This is a genomic window from Streptomyces sp. A2-16, assembly GCF_018128905.1.
GTDB lineage: Bacteria > Actinomycetota > Actinomycetes > Streptomycetales > Streptomycetaceae > Streptomyces.
In genome coordinates this window covers 3,391,432-3,408,771 of sequence record NZ_CP063808.1, presented here as the reverse complement: position 1 = coordinate 3,408,771, position 17,340 = coordinate 3,391,432, and the positions used below count along the sequence as shown (strand labels likewise).

Below are 17,340 nucleotides of genomic sequence, written 5' to 3'. Positions count from 1 at the left end.
CGCACCGGCTCTCCGGTGCCGACCGCTCTTCGCCGGATCCTTCCGACTGCGAGGATCGTCTACTGTCCGCGTCACTCACACGTCACGTGTCCGTCACGCGCGGGACTTGAGTTGGAGGACCCCTGGTGACGTAGCAGTGACGCCCCCCTGCTCTTCTGGGATCAGGCTGCCGGTCAGGCTGCCCGAGTCGGGAGACGCCGATGACCACTCATTCCAAAACTCTCTGCGCCAGAGCAGCCGGCCAGTCGAGCTTGCCGCCCATAGTGGGCGAGATACTCGGCCGACGCGGCCAACAGCTCGACGCGGCCACGACGGCGGCCATGTCACAGCGCCTGGGCCACGACTTCAGCCATGTACGGGTACACACCGACGGGGAAGCGGCTGATGCTGCACGAGCGTTATCCGCTCGGGCATTTACGTATGGCCGTCATGTGGTCATGGGCGAAGGTGAGTATCGGCCGCACACACCTGCAGGTGAGCAACTACTCGCGCATGAACTCGTACACACGCTGCAGCAGACAGCAGAACCTGCGCAGGAGCCTCGATCAGTTTCATCCACTCACGATTCAGCAGAGCTGGCGGCCGAGTCGTCGACCGGGTTCGGTTGGAATGCCTCGCCGCAGCACTCAACCCCGGTTCTCGTCGGCAGAAATGAGGGACAAGGCGAGGTGCGTCGCGCCTCATTCTCAGAAAGGTGGGATGCGGTCACGGGCATCGGGCCCATTGATGCCTGGCGCGCGGGAACCCTCGCACAAGAGGCCTTGACCAAAGCGGCTTCGACTGGGCTGCCAGGTCTGCATAATGGGCCCGCTGATGCTTGGAGGCACTCCTATTGGAACTGCCGCATGGCGTCCGCCCTCGGCGCCGGACAGGCAAAGATCATCGCCGATAATCACGAGCGTCACGGTGCAGGACCGGCGAATGAAACGGAGATGGATTTGCACAACAACGCAGTTGGACGCGCCTGCTCAGGGGACTGCGACGTATGCGTTCAGAACGCGCTGGACACTGGAGCCCTACGAGTGATCGACAGTAAGGGGGCCGTAGTACCAAGTGGCCCGAGCGGCCGAGCGCCTGGAATAGGCGAATCCAGTGGGGGCTATTACTAGGCAATTGGCTTCAGCCTTCGAGTAGCCAGCCGATGAGGCCACCAATGGCGATTCCGGCCGCTGCACCCACGCTCAGGCCCGCCTCCGCCCCCGCGGCGGCCCCTGCGGCACCTCCGCTGATCGTCCCGACGCCTGGAGCGACGAAGGTACCGGCTCCGCCCCCCAGGACCGCACCTACGATGCCGCCCAGCACGAGACCCAGTCCTCCACCGATGGCAGCCCCCTTTGCTGCAGCGCCCGCGCGTCGGGCACCAGGCCTCTCCCAGGGTTTGGGCTCGAGATTGGGCTTCGGCCGGGGAACTGGTACGGGCGCAACTTTGAATACGAGTGCGCGCGCCTCGCCAGGTACGCGTAGTCCCGTCGTGTTGCAGTCGTCGTCGTCCCACTGGGAGATCAAGTTGCGTAGACGGCTTCTCCAGCCTTCGTACTGATGTTGATGACCTACCACCGAGCCGATACGTGTTCCGTCAGGCAATACCTTAGGCGTGTTCCAATTTTCCCACTGGAGACCCTGCGGGTCGGTAACCAAGTCGAATGCTCGGACGAGCAGTTCCGCTACGGCGCTCTTGATGCGTGCGAGCAATTCCTTACATCGTGACAGTTTTGGGTCCGGCGGCCCTTGGATGGCCTGACGTTGGATCACATGCTGATTCTGCGGCTCGTTCTGAGCGACATGAGCAAGTTCATGGGCGAGTAGCCGAGTCCCGTCCAAACCATCTGGCGCGTATTGTCCGCCTGCGAAGACGACATGATTACCGACGGTGTAGGCCCGCGCGCCCACCATCTGTGCCGACACAGCGGCCTTGGTGTCGGAGTGGATCCGTACGTCGCCGAAGTCGTACCGGTGGAGAGGATCGTTCGGTGGCTGATCGGTGATGTGGTTCGCTACGTGATTGGCTTCGCTCTCCGCCGGGCTGTCCGTCGGTCCGATGGACAGTCCGGCCGGAGACGGCCGCGTGACCCCTACACGACTGAAGTCGTGGCTGAAGCGCGGTTCCATGTACGCCCGGGTCGTGGCGCCAAGCGGCTGACCAGGAGAATTCAGCACTTCATTGACGATCGGGGGAACCGAAGAAGGCGCGGCACCGCTGTCCGAACGACGCAGAATGGACTCCTCGTCATGGTCACACGTCCCCGGCGGGCACGGCACACCACCACAGCGCTGCAGCAGTCCGGTGGCCACCGGAGTCACGAACGTTTGCCGCATCATCGCGTTGTGCTTCATCAGCTGTCCCATCCACGTACCTCCGCATCAGTAAGAGCCCGTTCGAGCTTCGCGTACTCCGTCCGGGCCGCCGCCAGGACGTGCGGCATGCGGACCGGGGCTCCGTCGTCCGCAGCAAGGAAGGCAGCCGCCAAAGCGATGTTGGCGATCGAACCGCCGGTCACCGTAAGCCCGGCAAGCCGTTCCGGGGCGAGGTTGTCGACCGGGGTCGCAGCCGGGAAGGCGCGGCGCCAGATCTGGGCGCGCAGGGCCTGGTCGGGGAACGGGAATTGGACGACGAAGCGGAGGCGGCGCAGGAAGGCGGTGTCGAGGGCGTCCTTGAGGTTGGTGGTGAGGATGGCGAGGCCGCGGTAGGTCTCCATGCGCTGGAGGAGGTAGCTGACCTCGATGTTGGCGTACCGGTCGTGGCTGTCCTTCACCTCGCTGCGCTTGCCGAACAGCGCGTCGGCCTCGTCGAAGAGGAGAACCGCTCCGCCGGCTTCGGCGGCGTCGAAAACGGAGCGGAGGTTCTTCTCGGTCTCACCGATGTACTTGCTCACGACCTGGCTCAGATCGACGCGGTAGAGGTCGAGGCGAAGGTCGTGCGCCAGCACCTCGGCGGCCAGGGTCTTGCCGGTGCCGCTCGGGCCGGCGAAGAGGACGCTGGTGCCGAGGCCACGGCCGCCACGGGCGCCGAAGCCCCAGTCGTCGAGGACGCGCAGGCGGTGACGTACGTGGGTGGCGAGTTGGCGCAGGACACGGGTCTGCGGAGGCGGGAGGACCAGGTCTTCCCAGGAGGCGCGGGGCAGGATGCGCTGGGTGAGGGCGTCCAGGGCGGGGCGTGCTTGGGCGGCGCAGGCCTCCCAGAGGCGGGGGCCCGCGGTGTCGGCGGGGGCGTCCGAGGTTGCTGCGCGGGCTGCGGCGCGCACCGCGTCGAGGCTGAGGTCGAACTGGCCGATGACGCGGTCTAGCCAGCCGTTCAGCTGGGCGGCGCGGCGCGGGCCGAGCGTCTCGGTCCACAGGGCCCGGGCGTCGGCGGGAGCGAGGGGCGGGATGGCGATCGCCGGGGGGCGGGCGTCCGGTCCGGACAGGGGCTCGCGGGCGATGAGCACGGTGCGCACGTCCGTGACGGAGGCGAAGTCGACGGCGGCGCGGGCCTGGTGTGCGTCGTCGATGTCAAGCAGCCACCCGACGCCGCCAAGCGCGGTCTCCCGTTCACACAGCCGCGAGAGCAGTTCACGCTCTGCAGGCGCGGCCGGCAGCTCGGCGGCGCGCATGAGGTAGGGGCGCAGACCGACCCCCTTACACGCGGCGGCAGCGACCGCCAGCAGGTTGGACCGCTGGGCTCCGTGCACCTGCGCGACCTGCACGGACAGCGACGTCAATCTGTCGGCCGCGTCCCCCAGCGCGGCCGGCAGAGATTCGGGGACGGGCACCGGCCGGGCCAGCGGCGCCAGCCTCATGTCCAGGTAGGTCACGCCGACGAGAGTGTGCAGGACGCGTTCATCGATGCGCAGCGGGCTTGTCGTCGGCACGTCGGGGTGGACGACCTCGGCCAGGCGCCAGCGCCGCAGCGGCGCAGCCGGGATGAGGGCGCTCCAGTGAGCTCCGGGAAGCACCGCCAGGGCGAGGCCGAAGGTGGCGTACCGGCGTGCCGGGTCGCCGTGAGCCGTGGCGCACGCCGCGGCGAAGGAAGAGTCCAGTTCCACCCCGGCGCACATCAGCAGTACGTCCCGCTCGAAGTCCGACAGGCGGAACGCCTTCTTGATGTCTTCGAGCGCGGGCGGGGCGGTCATGGCCTTCAGAGCGGCGGCGCAGACGTCCTCTAGCTCGGACAGAGCAACGTGGTCACCGTCGGCGAGCAACCGGTGCCGCAACACGTCGAGTTCGGCGGACAGATAGCGCTGGTTGGCCTCGGTCCAGTCGGTGGGCGTGGCCGGTACGATCATGGGAACGTCACCTTCGGCCGGTCGTAGGCCTTCCCCGTGTCGCCACCGAGCGGGCTCTCCGCTCCGTCCACCTGGACTCGTACGAGATAGTCACCGGCTTCGACGCCCTTGGTCACCACGGTGATGTCCGGGTCGGAGACCTCCGCATCGCCCCGAGGCGGTACGACGAATCGATAGGAACGGGGCGAGGCCGCCCCATGGCCGTTGAGGAGCAGGACGACACGCTGCCGCCGCCCGACCCGGGGGCTGATCGGCACCGTGACGTCGACCGTTCCCGGCGCTCCGGGTGCCGCTCTCACTCCTCCCGGTGCGATGACCGGCCGTACGACGACGGGCACCGTCCTGGACTCGACGGCATCCCGGCCGACCTGCAGTCCGTGTACCCCCGCGCGTATGTCGGCCGGGAGGGCGACCGTGAGGTGAGTGTCCGCCGCCTGGTCCGCCTTGATGGGTTCCTCGACACCGGTCACCCGGACCCGGGTCGTCTCACCGCCCAGTCCGGATCCCTCGATCCGGAGTTTCGTACCCGCCGTGATCGGGTCGTCCGCCCCGGAGGCGGCAAGAACCCTCGTGACCTCGACCGCGCGGAACGGAGCGACCTCCACATGGCGCTCACGCACCGGCAGCACGTTCCGCGTGCCGATGTCGCTGGTCAGCAACACCACCGATCCCTGATAGGTCACGGAGAGCCGATAAGGGACCTGGAAGAACGTCGACCAGAGTTTCGAAAGCTCCTCCAGGCTCAGCGGAAGCATGGTGAGGCGGACGACGTCCATCTGGTCGGCGAGATCGGCGAACTCCAGATACGGGGCATCGCCACTCGCGACCGCCTGCTCCAACGCTCTGCGGACGAGCTGCCGGGTGAGAACGGGCCGTGCGTTGATCGTGTTGACCACGACGCCGAGGAGTCGCTGCGGTTCGAGATCGCCTTCATCACCGGAGAATGTCAACAAGTAGTGCAGATCCAGGGCCTGTTGAGGCGGGGCCAGCGGCGCACCGTCCGTCCGCCGGGCCGGCAGACCGTCACCGCGCCATGCCGCGTTGGGAGTCACCTGATAGAGGAAGACGTTCACACCGCGGGCATTCGGGCCCGTTGCGGCCGGAAGGTCCGGCCGCAACGTCGTCACGTGGACGTTGGGCACTCCTCCCGCGCCCTGCGCGGCCAGCGCCTCGCCGAGGGCGTGGGCGAGCGTCGCGGTGACCGCCGCCAGGGCCAAGGCGTTGCTCATGACGCTGCGCCCCCTTCATCCGGTGGGCTCGTGGGCCGCTTCCCCCACCGTCGCGGGACCACGTCACCCGGCCGTCACCGCCCAGGTGGGGCCGTGCCTGTGGGTATGGTCACGTCATCGCGTGCCGCATCATCGCGAAGAACTGGACGGACGGCTCTACCCCGAGTTCGGCCAGCAGCAGCGTGCGGAAGGCCTGGTAGTGCCGCACCGCTTCCGCGATGTTGTGTTCCGCCAGGTGGATCGACACGACCGCCCGGTGGGCGCTCTCGCGCAGCGGTTCCATGCGTACGCTCTCCAGTGCCGCCTCGAGGGCGAGAGCGTGCTGCCCCTGGGCCGCGAGGTGTTCGGCCACGGAGTCGAGTGCGTGCAGCCGCAGTTGACGCAGTCGCTCCCGCTCGAACAGGACCCAGTCCTCGTACCAACCGGGCAGAAGGTCGCCGCTGAAGAGCAGGTCGAGGGCCGGCTCACCGCCGAGAGAACCGGTCGACCGTACGACGCTCAGCGCGGATTCGCCCAGTGCTCGCGCGTCGACGTGCACGGTGTCCTCGAGCGACAGGGTGTCCCCGCCGCTGCGGACGATGGGTGGGCACTCGCGGTGCAGCCGCCACAACGTGGTACGGAGGCTGCCGTGGGCGCGTTCCTCGGTGGCGTCGGGCCACAGGGTGCCCGCGAGTACCGCGCGGGTGGCGTGTCGGCGCAGTCCCAGGTAGGCCAGGAGCCGCTGGCCGCCCGCGCACACGTCGACGGAGGTGGCACCGTGTTCGAGCCGGAAGCGGTCGAGCAGATACAGGCCGGCGAAGCGATCAGCTGTGGTCATGAGGCGCCTGCCGGTGTCGGCCTGGCAGCGCAGTGCCACGTGGCCGCGGCTCGGGGGTCCTTCTGGCCGCACGCCTGCCACTCCACTGTGCCCTGCAGGACTCCCGCGCCCGCGCCGGACAGCGGAGGAAGGGAGGCCGGCAGCTTGGCGTGGAAGTCGTCGATCGCGCGACAGTTCACACAGATCTCCTGACAGACCGCCTCGTATCGATTCTCCTGACAGACCGCCTCGTATCGATCCTGCGAGGCGGGCGGCTTGGGCCCGTGGATCATGGGCGCAGGCTCCGTGCGGCGGCGAGCACGCCGGCCGCATATCCGTCGACGCGAATCCGGGCGGCCGGGCCAGGAGTCGGGGTGACGGTGAGCGTGGTGTCGCCGTCGGTGACGTCCGCAGTGGTGCACGGGCGGTCGTCGACGAAGACGTCGACGCGGTCGAGCCCGGCCGTGCGAAGGGACAATGCGCCGTTGTGCGCGTCGCGTGCCACGTCCAGACGGAAGGACGGCAGGGCCGCGAGCGCCTCCCCCGCGCGGGCGAGCAGGTCGGCGTTGTCGTGGAGGAGGTCGTCACGCGTCAGGTGGTGGCGGATGTCCGGTACGACACCGAGGTCCTCGACCGGGGTACCGGCCCGGGCGCCGACCCGTACGGTGCGCCGGATGGCGACCCGGAGGTTCGCGCCGCCGGGCAGCGGTCGGTAGGGGGACTCGGGGTCGGGGGTGGGTACTTCGAGGAGGGACTTGAGGAGTGCGTGCGTCCAGACGTTGGCCCCGCCTGCGCCGGTGTTGTCGTCGGTGCCGAGAACCGGGCCGATGCCGTGGTCCTGGAAGCCGGCCGCGAAGATGTCCGTCGCCGAGTAGCAGCGGGCGTCGGTGACCAGCACGACAGGCCCGTGGTACTGCTGGCCGAGGGCGTTCCCCCCTGCCTCCGGCGTGATCGGGAAGGTGGCGGAGAAGGTCGCGCCGGTCTCCACCGACTGGTCCAGCGAGGCGAACCATGGGCCGAGGTCGATCTGACGGGTCGGGTTCTCGGCGTGCTGGCGGCAGATCCTCAGGTTGAGCGGCGTGCTGATGAACTGAACCGGTTCGGGGACGATCCGTCGCGGCGTCAACGTCTGCAGCAGGAACTCGGCGGCGTGGATGTGGCCGCCTCCGTTGCCGCGCACGTCCAGGACGAGTCCGGCGCGAGGAATCAGGCCGAGCAACCGGACGAACTCGTCGACGAAGGCGTCGGGATCGGTGGTGTTGAAACTGAAGATGCGGATGTGTCCGAACGTCCCCGACGGGGTTTCGACCGCACGGGCACGGAAGAAACCCGGGAGGGCCGACGGGATGTCCTGCCCGGCCGCGGCGCGTTCCGTGGTCAGGGCCGTCGAACCGCCGGCCTCCTCCAGGCCCACCACCTCCGGCACGTAGAGAAGCTTGGTCGCCCGGTTCATTTCGTCACCGCCCAGGTCGAGGCCTTGGGCGATCGCCGCGACGCCGAGGTCGTCCGCGTTGACGAACGGCGGCAGGTTCTCGGTCACCAGCCACTGCTCACGCAGTTCGCGAGCTGTTCCGTCCTGTCCGGTGTAGCCGAGGGTCACCCATTCCTCGTCGGGCGGGCGGTGGAGGGCGAGCGGCCGGATGGTGAGCGACTGCAGCCCCCGGGAGTGCCGGGCCGCAGGGTTGCTCCCCGCGAAACGGTCCGCGCACAGGTCGACCTCACGGTCGATCGGTACACCGTTCCAGTACGTGACTTCGGTTCCCGGACCGAATCCGGGGGCGGTGAAGTCGCGTACCACGCGGGTGACCATGTACCTGCGATCCGCCCCGTCGGCGTATTCCTCGATCTGGAACGGGAGATAGGCGATCTTTCCTGCGAAGGGCCGTGGCAGTACGTAGTTGGTGTGCAGGTCCCGCACGGAGTGGAAGATCGCCGACAGCTCCGCGTGGAAGCGCCACTCCGGATCGGTCGCACCGTCGGACTGCCGGTTGAGCCGGGTGAGCAGCAGTCGTAGCCGCTGGACCGGGTTCACGGCGTGCATCGCCGTCTTCAGCGGCAGGTGCGCGTAGTTCTGCTCGATGAGGACGAGCGCCTGCTGGACCAGGGTCCGGCGCTCCGCGAGCGTCAGTGTGCCCGCGGAGCGCAGGAAGTCGGACAGCGTCGGTGCCTCCCCCAGCTGTTTGGTCACCCAAGCGGGCGTTGAGGTGCTCATCAGTGATCCCCCTTCACTCGATGTCCCTTGCGGCCCCCCAGCGCAGCACACCGGCACCCCGGACGGCATCGGGGAACGCCCTAGGGTGTCGCGCCGGGGCCGGTGTCCGGGTTGCCGGGGAGCCTGCCGTCTCCCCGGGCGAGGAGGGTCAGGACGTGGTGGTCGCTCACTCCCTCCGCGCCCTCCCAGAGGTCGACCCCACGACGGCGCAGCCCGCTCTCCAGGGAGAGTTGGGCGATCTCGGCACCCTGCGGGTCGACGCGGCGGGAGAGCTCGACGAAGTCGAGTGAGCCGCGGGTCACGGCGGTGACCTGCCAGTGCTCCACGTTCAATTCCACGGCGGACCAAGCGAGTCGGGGCCAGCGCCGGACGGCGACCGGCCCGAGGACGGTGAGCGCGTCGATGTCCACCGGACAGTCGGCGCACTCGTCAAGGAAGGACCGTTGGGCGCCGCTGAACAGTCCGTGCAGTGGACCGCGGCGGGCGAGCACCCCGGCGACCGTGCCCTCCGCGTGTGTGGTGGTCAGGGCGGCGGAGAGCACCCGTCGTTCACCCCGCCACTCGGCCTCCACACGCGTGGGCCGGTGTCCGGCGATACGGGAGCGTCGGCACGGACACAGTTGCGCGACGGTGTCGTCGCGCTGGTGCAGTATCTCGCGCAGGCGGAGGATCACCCCTGCGTCCCGCAGAGGCAGCCGGTCCGGAGACACGTCGGACCGCTCGCAGAACCAGACACGGCCGGTGAGTTCCTCTCCTGTGTCGCCGTCCCACACTCCTGCGGCGAGGGCCTGGCCCGGAGACAACGTCACCTTGAGTACGACGGCATCGAGCCGGTCACGACTAGCCACTCCGTGCCTCCTGGGGGAGCGCTCTCCCCTCGCCAGCCCACTGCGGGAGCGGGCCGATCGCATCAGGGAACTCCCCACGCCCCACCAGAATGTGACGGGCCGACAGGAAGCTGCGGCTCTGCGTAAAGCACCCTCCGGGATCAGCCGCAGGAGGGCACCCTGGTGCTGCGACCACAGAATCCGTCGCTGCTCGGGGGCGCGGGGGCATCATGGACGAGCACATGTCACGGGGCGGGGCAACGCCCATCGGGCGAGGCCGGGAGTGCGGGCTGCTGGACGGGTTGTTGGACTCGCTCCCCGACCGGGGCGCAGCTCTGCTGCTGCTCGGCGAACCCGGTATCGGGAAGAGCACACTGCTCGACTACGCCGCCCGGCGCGCCGGCACCCATGTGCTGCACATCCGAGGTGTGGAGTCGGAAGCGGTTCTTCCGTACACCGTCCTGGGCGACTTGTTGCTGCCGATCCGCAAGTACTTCGCCGAGGTGCCGACGGCTCAGCGCAGGGCGCTGGAGGGATGCCTCGCCCTGGCCGACATCGCCGACCCGAGTCCGTACGCCGTGTGCGCGGGGACCCTGGGAGTGCTGGCCGCTGCGGGTGAGACCGAGCCGCTGGTGGTGCTCGTCGACGACCTGCACTGGGTGGACCCTTCGTCCCGGCGCGTGCTGCAGTTCGTCGCGCGGCGACTGGACACCGAGCGAGTTGCGTTGGTGATGGCGGTGCGGACGGAGCCCGGCGAGGACGGCGCCTGGGAAGGCATACCCCAAGTGGTGCTCGACCCGCTGGACGGCGACGAGTGCCGGCAGCTGCTGCGGCGGCGTGGGCTGGATCCGGCAGAGCCCGCGGCGGCCCGGCTGGTCCCGCTGAGCATGGGGAATCCGCTCGTCCTGGTGGAGTACGCGGACGCGCTGGTGCAGGCCCGGATGCGCGGCGACGACTTGGACGAGCAGGGGTGGCAGACCCCGGGTCCGCTGGTGGAGCGGGCCTGGCAGGGGCGGATACGGGCGCTCCCCCAAGGGACTCGCGACGCGCTGGTGTACGTCGCGGTGTGCCGTTCCCCGGAGTTCGCCGTGCTGGAGCGAGCACTGGATGCCGTCGGTCTGTCGCTGGGTGCGCTGGCAGCGGCCGAGGAGGCAGGCTTGGTGCGCGCCGGAAAGGAGGCCTACGAACTGCGGCACCCTGTACTGCGCCCTCTGCTGCTGGCGCACTGCCCGGTCGCCCAGCGTCAGCGCGCGTACCGGATTCTCGCGGATCTGTCGTCGGGCGAACTCCGTACGTGGTACCTCGCGAATGCAGCGGCCGGGCCGGACGAGACGGTGGCCGCGGCGCTCGCCTCGGAAGCGGAGCAGGCACGGCGGCGCGGGGCGTTCGGCGTCTCGGCGAGGGCGTGGCACCGGGCGGCCCAGCTGTCCCCGGCTGCGCAGGACAAGACCGTACGTCTCCTGAACGCCGCTCGCGACGCCTTCTACACCGGTGCCACGGCCGAGGCTGGGGAGTGGTGCGAACAGGCCTTGCGATACAGCGTCGAGCCGACTGTGACCGCCGACATTGAGCTACTGCGGGGTCAGACACGCAGTTGGGCCGGCGATCAGGCCGAAGCACACCGGCTGTTGATCGCGGCGGCGGGCACCGCCGAGCGGGTGGACCCGGCACGTGCCTGCGCGCTGTACGGCGCGGCCGTGATGCCCGCGGCGATGGGCGGCCACATCCGCCTGGCGGCGGACAGTGCAGACCTCTGCGAGAGCCTGGCAGGCAAGCTGGGCACCGCACCGGAGATGCAGCTGGGCAGGGTGATGCAGAGCAATGCGAGGGCGTTGGCAGGGCAGATACGAGAAAGCCGTCCGCTGCTGCTCGACAGCAAGGCCGCGCTGCACGGTGACTGGGCCCTGGAGGAGCGGCAATTGGCCGTGCTGATCGGACAGGCGCTCTCCTGGGTGGACGAAGAGGATCTGGCGCATGAGGTGTTCGGAGCGGTGATCGACCGGGCCCGGCGCGACGGTGTCCCGGCTTTGCTGCCCTTCGCCCTGGTGGGGCGCTGTGAAATGGAGTCGTGGAACCGATGGGCGGCGGCCCGTGCTGACGGAACCGAGGCGCTGCGCTGGGGGCAGGAGTTCGGCCACAAAGCGATGACCGGGTACGCACTGACGTCGCTTGCGCGGCTGGAGGGACTGCGCGGCGACCGGGCCGCCTGTGAGGATCGGATCGCGTACTTCGAGGAACACTGCGCTGAGGGCATCCCCGGTCTGGAGATCTTCGCCCAGTCCGCGCTCGGCTCTGCGGCCCTGGCGGCAGGGGACCTCGGGCCGTGCCGAACGCATCTGGAGCGGGCGTTCACGGGGGCCGCGGAAATGGGGCTGGGCAACCCCAACCTGATGCCCTTCGTCGCGGACCTGGCAGAGGCGCACAGCCGCACCGGAAACCAGGAGCAGGCCATGGAGATCGCCCTCTGGCTGCGGGAACGCGCACAATCCACCGGCCTGGCCTGGCCGGCCGCGGCCCATGCCCGGTGCCGGGCCATGCTCGCCGAATCAGCCGACGCGGTGCAGGAATGGCTGGCCGAGGCCGAACAGGCACACGCCCGACGCGCGATGCCCTACGAACTCGCCCGCACCCGGCTGGTGTGCGGGGAGACGCTGCGTCGGCTGAGGCGTCCGGCGGCAGCCCGTGACCCCCTCCGCAACGCGCTGCGGGCCTTCACCGCGCTCGGCGCCTCCCCCTGGGCGGCCAGGGCAGCGGCGGAACTCGCCGCAGCCGGCGGACGGCCCGTGCCAGGCGAAGCCAAGCGGCCACAGGTGGACATCCTTACGGCGCAGGAGCTTCAAGTGGCCCGCGCCGTCGGGGAAGGCCTCAGTAACGTCGAGGCCGCAGCGGCCCTGTTCATGTCCCGCAAGACGGTGGAGGCACATCTCACCCGCATCTACCGCAAGCTCGGCATCCGATCGCGCTCTGACCTGGCCCGCTGCCTGGCGCAGGCGGGAGCCGTGGGCTGATGCGACAGACGCCGGGCTCCTCGACCAAGGCCCCGCCCGCGCCAACGGAAGGGCACGTGCTCAACCGACAATCGCTTGATACCGCCGGATACGCCCCACCGGTGTCACGGGCCGCGTTCGGCCACCTCACGGCTGCCATGCTGATTGCGGGATATCCGCCGGGGGACCCGACGACGTGCTCCGGCACGCTTCCTGTGCCAACCACCGGCCTCGGATACGCGAGCTCCAGTGTGGCAGCACAGCCGGATGGTCGCCTCGTCTCATAGTCGCGGATGGCCAGGCACCCAATCCGGCGAACACTCCCCCAGCAGCGGCCCCACTGAGCTGCCGACAGCAGGCACCCCGGCCACGGCTTCGACAGACCCACGGCGATCTCGTCCAGCTCCCAAGTGTGCTTCGGCTCGTTCCGTGCACTGCACAGGACTCCCGCACCGGATTGGGGTGCGACGGGCGGCGCAGTGAAGATGTCGATCTCGCCACACAGCTCCACGACGGTGATGTCACCGACGGCATGTTCCGTGTGGTGAGGCGTGGACCTACGGTCAATTCCGAACGTGGTATGAGACAACAGGGCAAAGCCAAGCGGTGGTTAGGCCGGTCGGCCATGTTGCCTGGTTCGGACGCAACTGCCGTGCGCCGAGTGAGGGGAGATGGCCGACCGGCCCAGCGATACCAGTGCCTCCCGGAAGGCTGGGCCCTGACCGAGCCCAGCGCCGCGGGTCGCCGGAGGCGAGGGTGACAGGGGAGCCCGCGTCGCGCGGACGGTCATGGACGCTTCGGGATGAAGCACTCCCCACTGCCATGGTTCGGCAGTACCGTCCGCACATGGGGGAAGATGGCACGGTTGCGTGCCCGTATTGTGCGTTTGCCGTTCGGGCAGGGGGATTCGAGGTCGTTCAGGCCGGCTTCCCGAGAGATTTCGACGACATCGAGCATATGATCACCGGGGCCTCGCGCTTCGGCGTGTGTCCGCAGTGTCTGCGTGCCAATGTGCGTGTCGAGCGTATCTACGTCGTGTCGATCACGCCTGCCCAGCTGGTCCTGCTGCGACCGCCGACCGAGTCGTCCGACGAGGATGTGGGCCACCTGCTCGACGCGGTGCTCCCAAACCTCCCGGCGGGTTGGAGAGCGGAAGTGGTCCACGACATCGCGCAGTTCCGGGAAGCCGTCGGGCTCTCGGCCCTGGCCAGTGTTCGCCTGGACACGCTGGCGGAAATCGTCCGCGGCACCCCCAGAGACGGCCTGCCGCCATTGGCGCCGGTGGGACCGCGTGATCGCGCCTACCACGCCGCGCTCGCGCTGGTCGGGCGCCCCGGCGTCCTGGTCTTCACCGAGCTCCCGGATGGCGCTACACAGGACGACGCTCGCTCCCGGCTTGAGGAGGCGCGCCGGTTCCAGCTCACCATTGGCTTCTTCGAGGTCTTCGCCGGGACACCGCTCGCGGGATTCGACCCGTACGCGGCTGTCGAAGAGCACTTCGTGCCCGCCTGTTTCGAGGACGAGCGGGTACTGCACACCATCGCGCTGGTGGCGCGGAGCGGCAAGGAATCCGCGGATCCTGTCGTCATCGACGCCGCCCTCGGGGCCGCCGCGGGCGAGCGGCGCTCCCCGCGGCGCCGGGAACTGGCTGAGGGCCTCGTGGCGGCCATCCGTCGAGGCGTGGAGGTGCACGACGATCCCACCATGTGGCGCGGGCTGGTGGACACCGAGGACATCCTGCGCAACATCCTCGCCGGACGTTCGTCGATCGACGATGAGGAACAGATCAAGGAGATGGCGGCGATCGCCTCCACACTGGGCCACGGCGTAGAGGTGTTACGGCGATACGGCGACCGGCTGCGCATCCATGGGCCCCTGGAGAACATCGCCGAATATGTCGACCTTGCCTTAGCCGTGGCCGCCGAGCGGGGAAGTGCTCCCCAGGCAGTCGCCGAGATGTTCGCACAAACGGCGGCCTCCGCAGCGATCGACGACGCAGTATCGCTGGTGCCCCTGCTGCTCGATCGGCTCGAGCCCGCACGGCTGAACATGGTGGTGCCGACTGTGCGGACACTTGCCAAGCGGCTGACGGACAGCGGGGAACCACGTCGAGCACTCTCGCTACTCGACGACGTGGAAGAAGCGTTCGACTGGGATGCCCTCGATCCTCACGCGTCCGCAACAGGCCGCGCAAGCCTGCTCAATGAGCGCGGCAACGCCCTGCACACGTTGCTCGACACACAAGCGGCACTGACGGCATACGACGAAGCGCTGGTGACGGTCGAAGGACAAGGGCACGATGACGACGTCCGGTTGTTCCGGCTCAACCGCGCACGAGCGCTGCGGGACGCCGGACACCTACCCCGAGCGATCGCGGAAATCCGGGACCTTCTCGATGGCCTCGACGGACGCGCGCGGTTCGATGCACTCTTCGCCCTCGGGCTGGCGTTCCAGCGCAACGGTCAGTGGCAGGAAGCGCAGGCCGTACTCGACGAGGCAGCCGAACTCGCACAGTCAGAGCCGCTCGACGATCAGTTGACACGCTTCTTGGCAGCGCGGCAGACCAACATCCGCAACCTGGGCCGGGAAGAGCAGACCCCGTCGCTGCTCGACGCAGTACGCACGAGCCCCTTCGTCTCGGCGCGCCTGCATCTGCTCACGCTCGGCGCCGGTGCGGTCGCCGCACTTCGGTGCGCCGAGCCCAGTCCGGAGTTGAGCGCTACGACGGTCGAGCTCGCGCGCCGATTCGGCTTACCGGCGCGCGCCACGCACGATCCGGAGCTTGCGCTCACCTGGGCGGAAGCAGTGCGCCTGGCCGGCGACACCGCACTGGCCCGGGACACGGTCGAAACCGCGCTCGCCACCCTCCGCCATCCGCTCCTCGGCCTGCACGCCGCGACCACGGCGGCCGAGATGGCCATCGACGATGCGCGGTGGGAGGACGTCGACCGCCACGTCGAGCAGGCAGCCATGTTCATGACGGAATTCGCCGGCGCGGCGACGGTGGGTGCCACCACTGTGACGCTCGCCGACACGTTGGCCGACGTCCGCCACCTCGGTGTCCGGCTCGCCGCCGCTCCTGAGGACCCCGGTCACGACCGCACACTCAGCACGCTCGCGGACCTTGGTTCATCGCTTCAGCTCTCCCTGCAGATCGCGCGCGAGCACCTGCCGGTCGGCGGTGATGTGTGCGCGCCGGAAGGCACCTCACTGCAGGTTCTGCAGTGGGTCGACGGCGGGGAAGCCCAGGTGCCGCTGCTGGTGGTCGTCGGGGACGGCACGACCGTGCACCGGGGGAAACCGCTGCACACCGGGCTCGTCCACCGCCTTGGGGAGCGTATCGCGGGGCGCCTGGACCGGACACCGGCTCTGGACTCCCGTGACGTCCTCGAAAATGTTGCCCAATTCCGCGCCTTCCGCGATGCGATGGCAGGTGCGCTCGTAAGCCTTCCGATTGATCCGGCCGCACCGCTGACGGTCGTGCCGTCCGCGCCGATGGTCGGCGTGCCGGTTCATATGGCCATGCCGGATCGTGCCGTGGCCCTGAGCCCAAGCCTGGCCGTCGCGGTTTCCCTCGCCCACGAGGCGACCGCGGCCGCCCGGCAGGCCGACGCGGTCGGGGAGATCCGCTGCTGGTCCCACGGTGACTTCGAGCCGTTCGTGACCACGCTGACGGAAGGGGGCGAGAGGCTGCGGGCCTTGTGCACGGAGTACGGAGCTCCGTACGAGGTGGCCTCGGGCACGGCTGCCACACGGGCCGCCGTCGCCGAGCTCGTCAAGAAGTCGACCTGGCTCAAGCTCAGTTGCCACGGCGTCGCCGAGCGCACCCGCGGCCGTTTCGGGCTGCTTCTCTCCGACGGCCAACAGGCACCCCCGTCGCTGCCAGATGTGTTCAACCGGCCCGACTACGGACCTCGTTACCTGTACGACTGGACCGACATAGCCCATAAGCCTGGCCGCTGCCGTGCCGTGCTCTCAACGGCCTGTATGAGCGGCAGCTCCGGCGTCACCCTTGGCGGGGAGCAGACCGGACTCGCGCGCGCCTTCCTCACATCCGGGATCCTGTGGTTCGTGGCGCCGCTATGGCCCGTCGCTGTCGGCCCCGCCCAGCTCGTCATCAACGAATTGCTCGCTCGCTGTCTGGCAGAGCCGGCACTGCCCCTGGCGCGCCAACTGGAGCGAACGCGCAGCTCGCTACGGGACTCCGTGCCTCCCCGGGTGGCCGACGCCTTCGTGCTGCACGGTCACTCGGGCCCCGTGAACCCAACGATCTGAGGAGCCACGATGAATGACATCGACCTGCCCCAAGCCCGCACGACACTCGGGCGCCTCGACGGCAAGGCACTCGACGAGGCGGCACGGACCTATCTCCTGGGCGCACTCGACGTCGACCTCGAAGACGAAGTCGCGGAACTCTGGCAAGCGAGCTTTGCAGACCCTGACGAAGGCGCGCGCGTCAAGGAGGCGGTCGACAAACTGGCAGCGGATTCCGAGCGCGCGGAGTTGCTGCGGCTTGCGATGCTCAGGACGCTGGAAGACCGTCCAGACACGGCTCCCCTGTTCGTGGACGCAGTTGGTCAGGCAGGGCAGAGCATGTTCATCGCCGAGCTGGGCGCCGTCACGCTGGCCGCCGCGCTGCTGATTCGCGAGTGTCACCGCAAAGGACGTGCCGTCGAGAAGAACGTGGAGGTCATCACAGAGGCGGATGGGCGCAAGACCGTGAAGGTGTCCGAGGTGCGGTACGCGGCCGACGGCCCCCTCGCCCGTTTGCTGACAGCACTGGGCCTGGCCCAGCAGCCCCCTGTATGACTGCTCACCTGTGCAGTGAGCCCGCGCAAGGGTTCGCGCGGACGGTAATCCGGGGTCTGCCGTGATCAGGGCGACTTACTGAGTCGAAGGCCACCGCCGAGCAGTATGTCGGCCACGGCGTTCCGGGCGATCACACCGTAGGTCGCGTCGGTGACGATTGCAGCGGTCACACCGGCCGACACATCGCCCACCCGGTCACCGTGGCGCCGCCTCCCCAA

9 protein-coding genes are annotated in these 17,340 nt (G+C 69.0%); 3 read left to right on the top strand and 6 right to left on the bottom strand.

Annotation, left to right across the window (positions count from 1 at the left end; all coding sequences use genetic code 11):
* Positions 1 to 1,119: 1,119 nt before the first annotated feature.
* From IOD14_RS44265 to IOD14_RS15345, 6 genes are all read right to left on the bottom strand, one after another.
* Entirely contained in the window at positions 1,120 to 2,346 is a 1,227-nt protein-coding gene (locus tag IOD14_RS44265) for a DUF4157 domain-containing protein (RefSeq protein WP_249125916.1), read from the bottom strand.
* The gene (locus tag IOD14_RS15365) at positions 2,334 to 4,262 is read right to left on the bottom strand and encodes an ATP-binding protein (protein WP_212670509.1); all 1,929 of its coding nucleotides are present in this window, start codon (positions 4,260 to 4,262) and stop codon (positions 2,334 to 2,336) included. The genes IOD14_RS44265 and IOD14_RS15365 overlap by 13 nt, the downstream gene beginning before the upstream one ends.
* The gene (locus tag IOD14_RS15360; RefSeq protein ID WP_212670508.1) at positions 4,259 to 5,491 is read right to left on the bottom strand and encodes a DUF4255 domain-containing protein; all 1,233 of its coding nucleotides are present in this window, start codon (positions 5,489 to 5,491) and stop codon (positions 4,259 to 4,261) included. Before IOD14_RS15360 ends, IOD14_RS15365 begins: the two co-directional genes overlap by 4 nt.
* A gap of 109 nt (positions 5,492 to 5,600) precedes the next feature.
* Complete coding sequence (locus IOD14_RS15355; protein ID WP_212670507.1) at positions 5,601 to 6,308, bottom strand: BTAD domain-containing putative transcriptional regulator; 708 nt, start codon at positions 6,306 to 6,308, stop codon at positions 5,601 to 5,603.
* A 268-nt stretch (positions 6,309 to 6,576) separates the two neighbouring features.
* Positions 6,577 to 8,499: a S41 family peptidase gene (locus tag IOD14_RS15350; RefSeq protein ID WP_212670506.1), complete on the bottom strand. Its 1,923-nt coding sequence runs from the start codon at positions 8,497 to 8,499 to the stop codon at positions 6,577 to 6,579.
* Between the two features lie 80 nt (positions 8,500 to 8,579).
* A complete protein-coding gene (locus IOD14_RS15345) occupies positions 8,580 to 9,347 on the bottom strand; it encodes a hypothetical protein (RefSeq protein WP_212670505.1) in 768 nt (255 codons plus the stop codon).
* A gap of 209 nt (positions 9,348 to 9,556) precedes the next feature.
* On the opposite strand from IOD14_RS15345, the gene IOD14_RS15340 reads away from it, so the two are divergent.
* The 3 genes from IOD14_RS15340 to IOD14_RS15330 all read left to right on the top strand — a co-directional run bounded on the left by IOD14_RS15340 (position 9,557) and on the right by IOD14_RS15330 (position 17,122).
* Positions 9,557 to 12,334, top strand: a complete 2,778-nt coding sequence (locus IOD14_RS15340) for a LuxR family transcriptional regulator (RefSeq protein ID WP_212670504.1) — start codon at positions 9,557 to 9,559, stop codon at positions 12,332 to 12,334.
* Between the two features lie 825 nt (positions 12,335 to 13,159).
* A complete protein-coding gene (locus IOD14_RS15335; RefSeq protein WP_212670503.1) occupies positions 13,160 to 16,588 on the top strand; it encodes a CHAT domain-containing protein in 3,429 nt (1,142 codons plus the stop codon).
* A 9-nt stretch (positions 16,589 to 16,597) separates the two neighbouring features.
* Positions 16,598 to 17,122: a hypothetical protein gene (locus IOD14_RS15330; RefSeq protein ID WP_212670502.1), complete on the top strand. Its 525-nt coding sequence runs from the start codon at positions 16,598 to 16,600 to the stop codon at positions 17,120 to 17,122.
* Positions 17,123 to 17,340: the final 218 nt, after the last annotated feature.

Coding starts and splice junctions, on each gene's coding strand:
- IOD14_RS44265 (WP_249125916.1), bottom strand. CDS start 2,346: ATGGGACAGCTGATGAAGCACAACGCGATGATGCGGCAAACGTTCGTG.
- IOD14_RS15330 (WP_212670502.1), top strand. CDS start 16,598: ATGAATGACATCGACCTGCCCCAAGCCCGCACGACACTCGGGCGCCTC.
- IOD14_RS15355 (WP_212670507.1), bottom strand. CDS start 6,308: ATGACCACAGCTGATCGCTTCGCCGGCCTGTATCTGCTCGACCGCTTC.
- IOD14_RS15365 (WP_212670509.1), bottom strand. CDS start 4,262: ATGATCGTACCGGCCACGCCCACCGACTGGACCGAGGCCAACCAGCGC.
- IOD14_RS15335 (WP_212670503.1), top strand. CDS start 13,160: ATGGGGGAAGATGGCACGGTTGCGTGCCCGTATTGTGCGTTTGCCGTT.
- IOD14_RS15360 (WP_212670508.1), bottom strand. CDS start 5,491: ATGAGCAACGCCTTGGCCCTGGCGGCGGTCACCGCGACGCTCGCCCAC.
- IOD14_RS15340 (WP_212670504.1), top strand. CDS start 9,557: ATGGACGAGCACATGTCACGGGGCGGGGCAACGCCCATCGGGCGAGGC.
- IOD14_RS15350 (WP_212670506.1), bottom strand. CDS start 8,499: ATGAGCACCTCAACGCCCGCTTGGGTGACCAAACAGCTGGGGGAGGCA.